Below are 13,473 nucleotides of genomic sequence, written 5' to 3'. Positions count from 1 at the left end.
CCCATGCTACTCCATTCTCCCCGCGTGCTGGTGCTGGCCCTGGCTATCGCCTGGCCCGGCATGGGGCTGGCCGCGCCCGCCGCGCTGCCAGCCGGCCACGACAGCCTGGAACAGCGCATCAAGGCGTGCACGGCCTGCCATGCGCCGAAGGAACGCCACGACGCCTTCTTTCCCCGCATCGCCGGCAAGCCTTCAGGCTACCTGTACAACCAGCTGCTGAACTTTCGCGAGGGACGGCGCCAGTATCCGATGATGAACTATATGGTCGAACACTTGCCCGACGATTACCTGCGCGAAATCGCCGAGTATTTTGCGGCGCAGCACCCTGCACCGCCGCCGGCCCAGCCCAGCGGCGCCGGCACGATGGCCCTGGAGCGCGGCAAGCAGCTGGTGCTGCACGGCGATACCAGTAAAAAGATTCCCGCCTGCATCGCCTGCCATGGCGAGAAGCTGGCCGGCGTGGCGCCCGCCATCCCCGGCTTGCTGGGCTTGCCGCGCGACTATATCAACGCCCAGCTGGGCGCGTGGAAGAACGGCATCCGCCGCGCCCACGCCCCCGACTGCATGGCGCAAGTGGCGCAGCGCCTGTCGGACGCGGACGTGGGCGCCGTCTCGGCCTGGCTGGGCACGCAAGTGGCCAGCGCCGACGCGCGCCCCGCCAGCAGCATCGCCCTGCCCTTGCCCCTGCATTGCGGCGGCGTGCCGGGCTCCGGTGCGCAGGTGGCGCCATGAAAAAATGGATGATCGCGATTGCCGGCGTTGCCATCGTTGCGGCCGGCGCCAGATTCGTACTGTACCCAGACGACGACATGGGCCCGCCCGCCGTTGCCAGCCCCCTGAGCCAGGAACAGCTGGTCGCGCGCGGCGCCTACCTGGCCAAGGCGGGCGATTGCATGGCCTGCCACACGACGCGCGGCGGCGTGCCCTACGCGGGGGGACGGGCCCTGCAGACGCCGTTCGGCAAGGTGCTCTCGCCCAACATCACGGCCGACAAGGAAACGGGCATCGGCAGCTGGACGGCCGACGATTTCTGGCGCGCCATCCACAACGGCAAGTCGAAAGACGGCCGGCTGCTGTATCCGGCCTTTCCCTACACCAGCTACACCAAGGTGCAGCGCGAAGACAGCGACGCCCTGTATGCGTATTTCCAAAGCGTGCCGCCGCACAAGCAGGCGAACGCGCCGCACGCGCTGCGCTTCCCCTACAACCAGCAGATCGCGCTGGCCGCCTGGCGCGCCCTGTATTTCAAACCGGGCGTGTACCAGCCGCTCACAAACAAAAGCATGGAATGGAACCGGGGCGCCTACCTGGTGCAAGGCCTGGGCCACTGCAGCGCCTGCCATAGCAGCCGCACGACCCTGGGCGGCAGCGACGACGGCCTGTCGGGCGGCCTGATCCCCGTGTTGGGCTGGTATGCGCCGTCGCTGACGTCCGACGCGGAAGCGGGCCTGGGCGACTGGGACACGGCGCATATCGTGGAATTGCTGCAAACGGGCGTCTCGCCGCGCGCCACCGTCTTCGGCCCCATGGCGGAAGTCGTGCGGCAAAGCTTGCAGCACATGAGCGGCGCCGACGTGCAGGCCATGGCCGTCTACCTGAAAAGCCTGCCCGGCCCGGCACAGCCCGCGCAACGGGCGCCGCGCGACACGTCGGAGCAAGCCCGGCAGCAACTGGCGCTGGGCGCAAAACTGTATGAGGCGCAGTGCGCGAGCTGCCACCAGACCGACGGCAAGGGCGTGCCGCCCGGCTACCCGCCGCTGGCCGGCAACCGCGCGCTGACGACGCAGTCGGCCGTGAACGCCATCCGCCTCGTGCTCAACGGCGGCTTCGCGCCCGGGACAAAAGGCAACCCGCGTCCCTACGGCATGCCGCCGTTCGGTCCCGTCATGGATGATACGGAAGTGGCGGCCGTGGTCACGTATCTGCGCGCGTCGTGGGGCAATGATGCGCCGGCGGTGTCGGCGCTGGAGGTAAACAAATACCGCAGCGTGCCGCTGGAATAATGCCGTTTGACGATTATCTCAAATTGAGATAATCTGCGCTCATGATATCGCTTCGTCACGGCATCGCTTCGGCATATGCGCATCGTCGCCAACAAGGCTTTGATCGATTTCGCCAGGAAACATCCCCTGGCGGGCGAGCCCATGCAGGCATGGCGCAAGATCATCGAATCGCGGCCTTTTGCCAATTTCGCCGTGCTGAAGTCGATATTTAACGCCACGGATCGCGTCGGTGATTACTATGTTTTTAATATTGGCGGTAACAAGTACCGGATCATTGCGGCCATTCACTTCAATCGCCAATTGCTGTTCATCCGGGAAGTGTTGACGCACAGGAGTACGACGCATGGAAACCTTGATGCATCGTGAGATGATTACAGAAATCACTGTCCACTATCAGGCCTTGTCCAAACTGGTCCCTCTGCAGGCGATTCCTGATGCGCCCGCTTATGAACAAGCTGTCAGCGTATTGCATCAGCTATTGGACGCGGGGGCGGCCGATGAAAAACACCCGTTGGCGGGGTTGGTTGACAGTATCGGCCGGTTGATAGCCGATTACGATCAGGAGCATTTCCCGGCTGCCCCTGTTTCGCCTGCGGCCACGCTGCGCCAGTTAATGGAACAACATGCACTGACACAGTCCGACGTACCGGAAGTCGGCACCCAAGGCGTCGTCTCTGAAGTGCTCAACGGCAAGCGGGATCTGAATGTGCGGCAAATCAAGGCCCTGGCACAACGATTCGACGTCCCTCCCAGTGTTTTTATTGCGTAATCCAATAAAAAACCGGCTCACTGAACTGAACCCCAAAAGTTGGACACCAACTTTTGGGGTTTTTCATGTCGAAGTACAGTGAGCAATTTAAGCTCAGCATTATCGAGCAATATTTGTCCGGTTCTGCGGGGTATAAACAGATTGCCGACAAGCACAATCTTCATCATTCAACTGTGAGATTGTGGATTAAATTGCATGCAGCGCATGGCATTGACGGTCTGGTAAAAAAGTTCAGCCATTACAGTGCAGCGTTCAAGCTCTCTGTGTTGCAGCATATGTGGTCCGCTGATTTGTCTTGCTGGCAGGTCGCCGCCGTATTCAATATCCGCAATCGCGGCATCATCCGTCATTGGGAGCGCTGCTATCATAGCGGTGGTCTAGAAGCCCTGATGCCACGCACACGTGGAAAGCCCAAGCAAATGCCCTTACTACCACCTACAGAGCCGTCCGAATCCCTTCCGGATCCCGCGGAACGCACCCACGACGAATTGGTCGCTGAGGTCAACCAATTGCGCATGGAGGTAGCTTACCTAAAAAAGTTAGAAGCCTTAGCTCAAGCGCAGAAGCGGCAGAGTACGACAATGCGCAAAAAACGCAAGTAGTTACTGAGCTAAGGCAGTATTTCCCGTTGCGCGCATTGCTTGAGCTCGCTGGCATGCCACGCAGTACCTTCTATTATCAGCAGAAAGCGGCCCAGGCATGTGACAAATATGCAGGACTGAAGAAGCAGATCGCTGCCATCTATGCTCGCCACAAGGGGCGGTATGGCTACCGGCGCATCACTTTGGCCATCAGACAATTGGGCGAGAAGGTCAACCACAAGACCGTTCAAAGCCTGATGCGCAAACTCGGCCTCAAGTCGCTGGTGCGGCCCAAAAAGTATCGGTCGTACAAAGGAGAGGTCGGACAAGCAGCGCCGCATATCCTGAAGCGATGCTTCGAGGCCAATGGCGCCAATCAAAAATGGGTGACCGATGTGACGGAGTTCAAGGTGCGCGGCGAGAAACTGTAACTCTCGCCGGTCATGGATTTGTACAACGGCGAAATCATTGCATTTGAGACCTCAAGGCATCCAGAGTTCGCATTGGTTGGCAGCATGCTCAGGAAGGCTTTGAAAAAGCTCAAGCACGATGAGAGGCCCATCGTGCATTCGGATCAAGGCTGGCAATACCGAATGCCGGCTTATCAGCGTGCCTTGCAAGAAAAAAAAGTGGTGCAGAGCATGTCGCGTAAAGGGAACTGTCTTGACAACGCGGCCATGGAAAGCTTCTTCGCTGTGCTCAAGACAGAGTTCTTCTATCTGAACAAGTTCGGCAGCGTCGATGAACTACAACGCGGCATCAAAAAGTACATCCACTACTATAATCACGACCGCATCAAGCTCAAGCTAAAAGGGCTGAGTCCCGTGCAATACAGAACTCAGCCCTGGGCGACCCAGCAAACTAAACCGTCCAACTATGTGGGGTCAGTTCACACGCCGGTTCTTTTCATGTCAAACAGCCGTTCTCAGCGGAACTTGCTCTTGTGCCCCGTTTTGAGGTCCAGCGCATAGCGCACGCCGTTGTCCGTCAGCATGACTTCATCGGGCGGTTCTTCGCCGGCCAGGGCGCCGTCGATCAGGGGCAAGCCTTCGCCCTTGCGCATCAGGTCGTCGCAGCGCTCATACACGTTCACGCAGCCGGTGGACGCCATCAGCGATTGCACGATGGCCACTTTCCACGCGTCGACGCCGCCGGCGTTGAATTCGCAGATCAGATAGCCCTGCACGCCGCCAAACAGTTGCACCACCAGGCCCGGCAAGCCCTCGTCTTCACCCTTGATCAGGGTCAGTAGCTGGTTTTCGCCGGCCTTCTTGATGGCTGGCAGTTTTTTCTCGATGGCGGCCTTGACCCTGCGCTTGATCAGCGCGTGGTCGACCGGTTCGTCTTCCTTGAAGCTCCAGATGCGCGCGCGGATCTGCGACTTCGAATTGTAGGCGGCGCGGGCGATAAATTGTTTCGAAGAACTCTGCACGATGGCCGTCGAGCCGGGCTTCATTTTTTCCTGCGGCTTGCCTTCGACTTTTTCAATCGCGGACGCGTAAATCCACGATTGGCCCAGCAAGCTCTTTTCCTTGCCCTGTTTGATGGTGATGATCAGCATGTAATTCCAGTAGTGTGAGCGGCGCGTGCCCCTCGTCGTATGTCCAATACCGGCATGATACCTCATGCCATCCTGTCGCATCCTCCTGCATTCCATGCCGCTGCCGGCGCAGTCTGTCGCAACGCGCTACGCAGGCGCAGCAGGCTCGCATACCATGGCTGCAGTCCAATTCAAAACAGGGAGCAAGAATGACACCGACACTTTTCCACCGCCGCCGCGTCAGCGCCGCGACCGCCCTGCTGCTGGCCGCCTGCGCACTGGCCATGCCGGCCGCGCCGGCGCTGGCCTCGCCGCTGGACTGGATTTCCGGCAACAGCATCCAGGGCAGCGGCAAGCTGCAAAAACAGACGCGCGAAGTGGGCAGTTTCCATGGCGTGGCGCTGAACGTGCCGGGCACGGTCGAGCTGCGTATCGGCAACACGGACAGCGTCACCATCGAAGCCGACGACAATATCCTGCCGCTGATCGAGACAGCCGTGGAAAACGGCACCCTGCGCATCCGCCCCGCCAAGCGCAACGCGAATTTCCGCCAGAGCAGCCTGACCATCGTCATCCAGGCGCGCCAGGTGGAGCGCGTCAGCGTGGGCGGCTCGGGCAACATCACGGCAACGGGCTTGCGGGCCGAGAATCTGCGCTTCGACGTGGGCGGTTCCGGCTCCATCAACGCGCGCGAGCTCGACAGCCGCCAGGTGTCCGTGGCCATCGGCGGCAGCGGCAACTTCAAGGCCAGCGGCAAGACCGAGCAGCTGACGGCCTCCATCGGCGGCTCGGGCAATATCCAGGCGGGCAAGCTGGCCGCGCGCGACGTGCAGGTGAGCATCGGCGGCTCGGGCGAGGCGCAGGTATGGGCCAAGGATGACTTGACCATCAGCATCGGCGGTTCGGGCGAAGTGAGCTACTACGGCGACCCGCGCATCAGCCGCAGCATGCAGCGTTCGAGCAGCATCAAGCGCCTGGGTGCCGCGCCGAATTAGGCCGTGAGGCTGGCCAGCACGGCGGCAAGCGCGCGCGTGGCCGCCTCGTCCAGCGGCTGCAGCGGCGCGCGGGGCGTACCCACATCAAAGCCCCGCAGCGCCAGCCCCGCCTTGACGGTTGGCGGCAAGCCCCCTTTCATCAGGCATTGCAGCAATGGCAATTGCTGGAAGAACAGTTCACGCGCCCGCGCCAGGTCGCCCGCCTGCACGGCCGCATACAGGGCCAGCGGCAATCCCGCATGCAGGTTGGGCGCGGCCGTGCACCAGCCGCGGGCGCCGGCCGCCAGCGCGGCGAAGGCCAGGGTATTGCTGCCGTTGTAGAACGGCAACGCTCCCCCGCTCAGCTGCGCCAGCCGGTGCATGCGCTGGATGTCGCCCGTGCTTTCCTTGACCATCGTCACATTCGGCACCTCGCGCCAGATGCGCACGATCAGCTCGGGCGACATATCGATGCCGCTGGTGGCCGGATTGTTGTACAGCATGATCGGAATGCCCACGGCGTCGCCGATGCGCGCCACGTGGCGCACAATTTCTTCCTCGCTCAATTTCCAGTACGACACGGGCAAGACCATCACCGCGTCGGCGCCCTGCTTTGCCGCAAAGCGGGCGCGGCGCATGGCGCCCGCCGTGGTCAGGTCGGAAATGCCCACCACCGTGGGCACGCGCCTGGCGACGGCGGCCAGCGAGGTGGCGGCGACGGCTTCCCACTCCGCGTCCTGCAGGTAGGCGCTCTCGCCCGTGCTGCCCAGCGGGGCGATGCTGTGCACGCCGTCGGCGATCAGGCGCTCGATCAGTTGTTGCAGGCGCGGCAGGTCGACGTCGCCGCCATCGGCCGTGAAGGGGGTGACAGGGTAGGCAATGATGCCGTGAAATGGTGTCTGCATGATGTTCCTTCCTTTAATCAGTGTGTGTGGTTCAGGCCAGGCAGTCGGCGTGCTGGCGCAGGGCGCGCCGCGCGTAATAGGCGAAGGTCACCGTGTCGCGCCGGGCCGTGGAAATCCAGTCGTGCGCCTCGCGCGCAAGGGCCGGGGGCAAGGGCAGGATGGTGCCGGCCGCCATGGCCAGCAATTGCAAACGGGCTGCCCGTTCCATCAGCAAGGCCAGCATGCACGCCTCTTCCACCGTGCGGCCCACCACCAGCTGGCCGTGATGGGCCAGCAGGATGGCGCGCTTGTCGCCCAGGGCGCCGGCGATGATCTCGCCTTCTTCATTTCCTACCGGCACACCCGGCCACGAGGGCAGGAAGGCGCAATCGTCGAACAGGGGGCAGGTATCCATGTGCGACACCTGCAGCGGCTGCTCCAGCATCGACAGCGCCGCCACGTGCGTTGGATGCGTGTGGATGATGCAGGCCACGTCCGGGCGCTGGCGGTAGATCCAGCTGTGGAAACGGTTGGCCGGGTTGGGAATACCCTCGCCGTGCACCACACGCAGGTCATGGTCGACCTCGAGCAGATTGCTGGCCGTGATTTCATCGAAGCCCAGGCCCAGCTGTTGCGTGTAGAACGTGGCGTCCTGGCCGCCACGGCAGCTGATCTGCCCTGCCAGGCCGGAATCATGTCCGCCATCGAACAGGATGCGGCAGGACAGCGCCAGGGTTTGCCGCGCCGACCAGGCACTGTCCTGCGTGACGCTGGCCAGGCGCCGCTCGGCGATGGCCACCAGTTCGTCTTTCGACAAGGCCAGGCTGGCGCCCGGTGCCGCTGCTTCATACTGAGTATTGTGTTGCATCGTTGATCCTTCACTCATGCTGACTACGCTTCCCGGCATGCACGGCAACAGCCGCGCAACCCAATCCAAGGAAACTGAGTGTATTTTAGGACACTTTGTGTCATGAGGTACAATAGTTTTTTTAAATCGACCGATGCAACCATGGCTATGCGTCTGAAACTGCTGAGAAAACACAAGGGCTGGACCCTGGAACAGCTGGCGGAAAAAAGCGGCTTGACGAAGAGTTACTTGTCCAAGGTGGAGCGGGGCCTGAGCGTGCCCTCAATCGCCGTGGCGCTGAAACTGTCGCACGCGATGCAGGTGGACGTGGAGCAGCTGTTCAGCGACAGCCACCGGCAGGCGGCCGTCACCATCACCCGCGCCGGCGATCCGGCCAGCGCGGGCGCGATGCCGCCGCTGCCGCATTTCGCCAGCATCGCCGCCGGCGTGGCACCGAAGAAAATGCTGCCCTTCATGGTGTATCCGGCGGCCGATTTCGCCGCCTCCGCCTTCAAGGAACATGCGGGCGAGGAATTCCTGTTCGTGCACCAGGGCGCGATTGAAATCGAGTTTCCCCAGGAAACCGTGCAGTTGCACACGGGCGACTCCGTGTATTTCAACGCCCTGATTCCGCACCGCACGCGCAGCATTGGCGCGCAGCAGGCGCAGTTGCTGGTCATCGTCAGCAACGACGAAGACGCGGCCCCGTAAAGCGGCGGCGCAATGCAAAAAGCCCGGAGCGATCCGGGCTTTTTGCGTTTCAGACAGCCAACATCAGCGTGCCGGCTTCACCGGTTCGCGGTCGATCAGGACCGTGTTGACGCTGTCGGTCAGCCAGATCTGGCCATCCTGGATCGTGCATTGCAGCTGCATGGTGCGCTGCGCCAGCTTGCTCATGTCTTGCGCCGCCTCGGACGGCAAGTTGATCACGGTCAAGTTCTTCGCCCGTTCCAGTTTATTCGCGATCTGCTTCCACCAGATGTGGCTGGTTGCGCCATAGCTGTAGACGATGACCTGTTCCGAACGGCCGCAGGCCTTCAGGATGCGCTTTTCGTCGGGCTGGCCCACTTCGATCCACAGCTGGATGGCGCCCGTCAAATCCTTCTGCCACAGGTCGGGCTCTTCCGTATCGAACAGGCCCTTGGTGAAGGTCAGCGCCTCGTCCGCATGGATGGCGAACGCCAGCAGGCGCACCATCATGCGCTCGTCCGTTTCGGACGGGTGGCGCGCCAGGGTCAGCGCATGATCCTGGTAGTAATTGCGGTCCATGTCGGCGATCTGCAGATCGGCTTTGAAAATTGTTGCTTTGAGGGCCATCGTGTTTCTGTCTCGGTAAAGTAAATAGTGAAGCCGGTATCAGCGGAAAACCACGGTCTTGTCGCCATTTTTCAGGATGCGATGCTCGACGAACCATTTCACGGCGCGCGCCAGCACCACGCACTCGACGTCGCGGCCGATGGCCGTCAGCGTTTCCGCATCCATCGCATGGTCGACGCGCTCGACGTCCTGCTCGATGATCGGGCCTTCGTCCAGGTCGCCCGTGACGAAGTGGGCCGTCGCGCCGATCAGCTTGACGCCGCGGTGGTGCGCCTGCGCATACGGCTTGGCGCCCTTGAAGCTGGGCAGGAAGGAGTGGTGGATATTGATGGCGCGGCCGTCGAGCGCCTGGCACAGGCCGGGCGACAGGATCTGCATGTAGCGCGCCAGTACCACCAGGTCGATCTTGTGCGTGTCCATCAGGTCGAGGATCTTCGCTTCCTGCGCCAGCTTGGCCGCTTCCGGCGCACCGGCCGCCAATGGCAAGTGGTGGAAGGGAATATTGTAGCTGGCCGCCAGCTGGTAGAACTCCATGTGATTCGACACGATGGCGGGAATTTCCACGTTCAGCAAGCCGCTCTTGTAGCGGAACAGCAAATCGTTGAGGCAATGGCCGATCTTCGACACCATCAGCATCACGCGCGGCTTGACGCGCGCATCGTGCAACTGGCCATGGAAGGGGCCATTGCGCTGCATGACTTGCGACAAGTCGGCGAAGTCGCTGCGCAACTGGGCGTCGCTGACGGCGCCGTCTTCCAGCGCGAAATGCACGCGCATGAAGAACAGCTGGGATTCCTGGTCGCCGAACTGGGCGGAATCGAGGATGTTGCAGCCGTGATCGGCCAGGAAGCCGGACACGCGGTGCACGATGCCGCGCTGGTCCAGGCAGGACAGGGTCAGGATGTATTCGGGATGCGTCATGGTCGCGGAAATAGGTAAAAAAGTAAGGCGATGCTCGGCTCAGCCACGCGCGCCGGCCATCGGCTGCGCTGCCGCGAGCCGGCTATTGTCGCACGGCCGGGCCGGTAAGCCGGCATTTTCCACACAAACAGCATGGCTGCCAGCAGCAGCGAGCTAACTGGCGTTCATTTGATCTAACACAAAGGCATCGCGTTTTTGCGCCTGCCAGCTCCCATTCTCGCGCCAAACCGGTAACTGGCGTGGAACCTGGCACGCCATCCGGCGTCTATCTCTTTGCTTGTTTCACCATACGCCGCATCCGGTGCACCGGATGTTTTCTGGATCAGCTTTTCATTGAGGTAGAACATGTTCACAAACAGTATTTTCCCCAGTCTCAGCCCGGCCCTGAAGTCCCATCTCGAGGCCCAGTGCAATTTCGCCACGGAACTATCGCGCAAGATGTTCGATACGGCGCAGCAATTGAGCGAGCTGCATCTGCGGCTGGCGCAGGACTTGCTGCACGAGTGGAGCAACGCCAGCCAGCAACTGCTGGGCGCGCGCGACACGGGCGAGTTCATGTCGCTGGCCGCTGGCCAGTTGCAGCCAAGCAGTAACAAGCTGCACCAATACCAGCAGCAGCTCGGCAATCTCGTCGCCAACGCCAATGTCGAGATGAACCGCACGGCAGAGAACCACCTGCCCGAAACGAGCCGCACGGCCGTGGCCTTCGCTGACGAAGTGGTGCGCAAGACAGCGGAAGAAACGGAAAAAGCCACGCAGCGCCAGCGTGAAATGATCGAAAAAATGCACGCCATAGGCCACCGCGACGGCGCGGGCCGCAGCCACGATAACAGCAGGCAATCCGATCAGGCGCATTGAGCGCCTGCACAGACCACTTGACCCCCACTCGACAGCAAGGAGAGCGACATGGCTAGCAATCAAGGTAATGAACAGGGCAAAGGCACTGGCAGCAGCCAGAAAGCCAGCGAATCGGGCAGCGCCAAAGGCACGAGCAAGCGCGGTTTCGCCGCAATGAATGAGGAACAGCAACGCGAAATTGCCAGCAAGGGCGGCCAGGCAGCCCATCAAAAAGGCACGGCGCATGAATTCGACTCGGAAGAAGCACGCCGTGCCGGGCAGAAAGGCGGTGAAGCCGTCAGCCGCAACCGCGAACACATGGCGGAAATCGGCAGGAAAGGCGGCGAAAGCCGGCAATCGGCCCAGCGCGCCAATGAAAACCGCAGCAGCACGGCGGGGCGCAGCGGCGGCACGGGCCGTCAGGGCGGCAAGGACGAAGACGACAAGGGCTGACCGGGCTGCGGGACTTGCCGGGCCGAGCGAGCGGCTTAGCCCGGCAACGCACGGCTTGGCGCGGGAAGGCACGGGGCGGCCCTGGCAGCTCCGTGCAAGGGGTGGCGCAGCGCGGGGCGCGGCGGTATGGTACATTCTCGCCTTACCGACACCTCCGCGCCACGTCCCGCCCCTCCCCGCATGCAGCCATCCCTGAAATACCTGAGCGCCTATTCCGAACAAACGCAAGCGCAAGTGCAGCAACTGATCGTGCAAGACAAGCTGGGCGAAGTGTTATTAAAACGCTACCCGAACGCGCACGATGTGCGCAACGACAAATCGCTGTACCAATATGTGCAGGACTTGAAGAATGAATTCCTGCGCAATGCCGAGCCGATCAACAAAGTGGCGTTCGACAGCAAGATCCATGTGATCCAGCATGCGCTGGGCTTGCATACCTCGATCTCGCGCGTGCAGGGCGGCAAGCTCAAGGCCAAACATGAAATCCGCGTGGCGACCATGTTCAAGGAGGTGCCGCTGGAATTCCTGCGCATGATCGCTGTGCACGAACTGGCGCACGTCAAGGAAAAGCAGCACGACAAGGCCTTCTACAAGCTGTGCACATATATGGAACCGCAGTACCACCAGTACGAATTCGACGTGCGCCTGTACCTGACCCAGCTCGACCTGTCAGGCCAGCGCCTGTGGTCATGAACTGCTGCGGATGACGGTCTGCGCATGAAGTCCACGTGAAAATTCCGCCCGACATACACTGGGCGGCATTGTTCGAGTGCGCTGGCTAGTCAGCATGGCCGCCCGGTAAAACGGGCGGCTTTTTTACAGGCGCGCCGGCATGGCCGGCACCACGTTCAGGCTCAGACGGCGTTCTTGCGGCGAAGCATGAAGCCCAGCAGGCCCAAACCGCCCAGCAGCATGCCGTAGGTGGCCGGTTCCGGCACGGCGCTCACAGTGGCGGCGATATTGTCGACCTGGAAGGTATGCAAGGCGCCTTCCTTCCACGTTGCCGACAGCAGATTGCTGAAACCCGTAAACGTGTAGTCGGCGAAGGTGTGGCCGCCGCCGAGGGTGAAGGTCTGGCTCACCGTGCCGCCGCCCACCTGGTGGCCGACGAAGGTCACGTCAAAGGAACCGGGCAAGCTCACGAAGTCGGCCAGGCTGATCGAGCTCAGCGAGAAAGCGCCGCCATCGGCACGGCTCAAGGTAGTCGTCGACAGGAGCGTCGCGCCGAGACCGGCCGAACCGGCGTAGGCGAGGCTATTCTGGTGTGCCGAGCTCAGCAGCCCGAAACTGCTGTCGAAGTTGTAGCCGCCTTCGGAGTAGGACTTGAACACGGAACCGAAGTAGCCGGGTTGTTCCAGCGGATCGAAGCCGATGATGGTGGTTTGTGCGTGGGCGCCGCCAGCGCTGGCCAGAATGGCGGCGACAGCGGTCGCTCGCAAGAGGGTCATAGGTTTCAAAATAGCATCCTTTCGAGATGATGAAGTAGCGTGGTTGTGGCAACTTGAAATGGACCGGCACCTTTTTTTTGGGAGTCTGTACAACGCTCGTCGGTGTCCGATATTCCTAACTTTGAACCATGCCAGTAGACCACAGCCATGCTTAAAAATCATCTTCACTTTCAAAAAAACATGCTATCACTGCAATTTTTTTGCCATATTTTTATTAATTAACTCATCAGGCCCGATCAATTTTCCCATGCGGAAATAAAAAAGCCATGCAGTGCGTACTGCATGGCCCTTGCAAGCGACAGGGAAAATAGTTGCCTGGCGGCATACGCACCGCCAGGCGAAAACGGCATTACGGCGCGCACTCCTTCAGGCGCTGCACCAGCGCTGCAGGATCGGCGTCGGCATTGAGGAACGCCGCGTGCTGCGGGCGGATGAAACCCTGCTCCTTGCCGTTTTGCACGAAAGCAATCAAGCCATCATAGAAACGGTCGACATTGAGCAGGCCGATGGGCTTGGCATGCAAGCCCAGCTGGGCCCATGTGAGCATCTCGAACAGTTCTTCCAGGGTGCCATAACCGCCGGGCATGGCGATGAAGGCATCGGACAGGCTGGCCATCATCGCCTTGCGCTCATGCATGTCCTTCACGATGAACTGGCGCGTCAAGCCCATGTGGCCCACTTCGCGTTCCACCAGCTGGGTGGGAATCACGCCCGTTACCTCGCCGCCCAGGCGCAGCACTTCATCGGCGATCACGCCCATCAAGCCCACTTTTCCGCCGCCATACACGAGCGAAATATTTTCCGCCACCAGCACGCGCGCCAGATCGCGCGCCGCCACGGCATAGTCCGGCGAGACGCCCGCGTTGGCGCCACAGTACACACATAAAGCCTTGATCACA

General features: G+C 61.5%; 16 protein-coding genes and 1 pseudogene. 10 read left to right on the top strand and 7 right to left on the bottom strand.

The window, feature by feature from the left end; translation table 11 throughout:
• Positions 1-3: 3 nt before the first annotated feature.
• From D9M09_RS07355 to D9M09_RS07335, 5 genes and pseudogenes are all read left to right on the top strand, one after another.
• Positions 4-732: a c-type cytochrome gene (locus tag D9M09_RS07355; RefSeq protein WP_121668943.1), complete on the top strand. Its 729-nt coding sequence runs from the start codon at positions 4-6 to the stop codon at positions 730-732.
• Complete coding sequence (locus tag D9M09_RS07350) at positions 729-2,003, top strand: c-type cytochrome (RefSeq protein WP_121668942.1); 1,275 nt, start codon at positions 729-731, stop codon at positions 2,001-2,003. Before D9M09_RS07355 ends, D9M09_RS07350 begins: the two co-directional genes overlap by 4 nt.
• Positions 2,004-2,078: 75 nt before the next feature.
• The gene (locus D9M09_RS07345) at positions 2,079-2,369 is read left to right on the top strand and encodes a type II toxin-antitoxin system HigB family toxin (RefSeq protein ID WP_070224988.1); all 291 of its coding nucleotides are present in this window, start codon (positions 2,079-2,081) and stop codon (positions 2,367-2,369) included.
• Positions 2,347-2,772: a helix-turn-helix domain-containing protein gene (locus D9M09_RS07340; RefSeq protein ID WP_083287837.1), complete on the top strand. Its 426-nt coding sequence runs from the start codon at positions 2,347-2,349 to the stop codon at positions 2,770-2,772. Before D9M09_RS07345 ends, D9M09_RS07340 begins: the two co-directional genes overlap by 23 nt.
• A 65-nt stretch (positions 2,773-2,837) precedes the next feature.
• Positions 2,838-4,198: pseudogene (locus tag D9M09_RS07335) on the top strand (IS3 family transposase); the annotation flags it as partial.
• 80 nt (positions 4,199-4,278) lie between these two features.
• On the opposite strand, the gene D9M09_RS07330 reads toward D9M09_RS07335, so the two are convergent.
• Positions 4,279-4,914 carry an SAM-dependent methyltransferase gene (locus tag D9M09_RS07330; protein ID WP_070224987.1) on the bottom strand — a complete coding sequence of 212 codons (636 nt, stop codon included), beginning with the start codon at positions 4,912-4,914 and terminating at the stop codon, positions 4,279-4,281.
• Positions 4,915-5,102: 188 nt separating this feature from the next.
• Here D9M09_RS07330 and D9M09_RS07325 point away from each other — a divergent pair, with 188 nt between their 5' ends.
• Complete coding sequence (locus D9M09_RS07325) at positions 5,103-5,888, top strand: head GIN domain-containing protein (RefSeq protein ID WP_121668941.1); 786 nt, start codon at positions 5,103-5,105, stop codon at positions 5,886-5,888.
• Here D9M09_RS07325 and D9M09_RS07320 read toward each other — a convergent pair.
• The gene (locus D9M09_RS07320) at positions 5,885-6,772 is read right to left on the bottom strand and encodes a dihydrodipicolinate synthase family protein (protein WP_121668940.1); all 888 of its coding nucleotides are present in this window, start codon (positions 6,770-6,772) and stop codon (positions 5,885-5,887) included. The genes D9M09_RS07325 and D9M09_RS07320 overlap by 4 nt on opposite strands.
• 31 nt (positions 6,773-6,803) lie before the next feature.
• On the bottom strand, positions 6,804-7,619 hold the full coding sequence (locus D9M09_RS07315; protein ID WP_070291302.1) for an aldolase: 816 nt from the start codon (positions 7,617-7,619) through the stop codon (positions 6,804-6,806).
• A 141-nt stretch (positions 7,620-7,760) separates the two neighbouring features.
• On the opposite strand from D9M09_RS07315, the gene D9M09_RS07310 reads away from it, so the two are divergent.
• Positions 7,761-8,309, top strand: coding sequence for a helix-turn-helix domain-containing protein (locus tag D9M09_RS07310; RefSeq protein WP_070224983.1), 549 nt, complete (start codon positions 7,761-7,763; stop codon positions 8,307-8,309).
• A 63-nt stretch (positions 8,310-8,372) separates the two neighbouring features.
• Here D9M09_RS07310 and D9M09_RS07305 read toward each other — a convergent pair whose 3' ends face one another.
• Both D9M09_RS07305 and purU read right to left on the bottom strand, forming a co-directional pair.
• Complete coding sequence (locus D9M09_RS07305; RefSeq protein ID WP_070291303.1) at positions 8,373-8,915, bottom strand: YaeQ family protein; 543 nt, start codon at positions 8,913-8,915, stop codon at positions 8,373-8,375.
• A 39-nt stretch (positions 8,916-8,954) separates the two neighbouring features.
• Positions 8,955-9,836, bottom strand: a complete 882-nt coding sequence (gene purU, locus D9M09_RS07300; protein WP_070224981.1) for a formyltetrahydrofolate deformylase — start codon at positions 9,834-9,836, stop codon at positions 8,955-8,957.
• Positions 9,837-10,181: 345 nt separating this feature from the next.
• Here purU and D9M09_RS07295 point away from each other — a divergent pair, with 345 nt between their 5' ends.
• The 3 genes from D9M09_RS07295 (at position 10,182) to D9M09_RS07285 (ending at position 11,819) form a co-directional block, all read left to right on the top strand.
• Complete coding sequence (locus D9M09_RS07295) at positions 10,182-10,694, top strand: phasin family protein (protein WP_070224980.1); 513 nt, start codon at positions 10,182-10,184, stop codon at positions 10,692-10,694.
• Between the two features lie 48 nt (positions 10,695-10,742).
• Positions 10,743-11,126, top strand: coding sequence for a KGG domain-containing protein (locus D9M09_RS07290; RefSeq protein ID WP_070224979.1), 384 nt, complete (start codon positions 10,743-10,745; stop codon positions 11,124-11,126).
• 180 nt (positions 11,127-11,306) lie between these two features.
• The gene (locus D9M09_RS07285) at positions 11,307-11,819 is read left to right on the top strand and encodes a YgjP-like metallopeptidase domain-containing protein (protein WP_121668939.1); all 513 of its coding nucleotides are present in this window, start codon (positions 11,307-11,309) and stop codon (positions 11,817-11,819) included.
• 161 nt (positions 11,820-11,980) lie between these two features.
• Here the strand turns inward: D9M09_RS07285 and D9M09_RS29570 are convergent, their stop codons facing one another.
• Positions 11,981-12,574, bottom strand: coding sequence for a PEP-CTERM sorting domain-containing protein (locus tag D9M09_RS29570; RefSeq protein ID WP_240453578.1), 594 nt, complete (start codon positions 12,572-12,574; stop codon positions 11,981-11,983).
• A 349-nt stretch (positions 12,575-12,923) separates the two neighbouring features.
• Positions 12,924-13,469, bottom strand: a complete 546-nt coding sequence (locus D9M09_RS07275) for a TIGR00730 family Rossman fold protein (protein ID WP_162995816.1) — start codon at positions 13,467-13,469, stop codon at positions 12,924-12,926.
• Positions 13,470-13,473: the final 4 nt, after the last annotated feature.

It is taken from the genome of Janthinobacterium agaricidamnosum (genome assembly GCF_003667705.1).
GTDB lineage: Bacteria > Pseudomonadota > Gammaproteobacteria > Burkholderiales > Burkholderiaceae_D > Janthinobacterium.
Note: the sequence above shows the minus strand (reverse complement) of the source record. Positions and strands in the feature narration are given on the sequence as shown.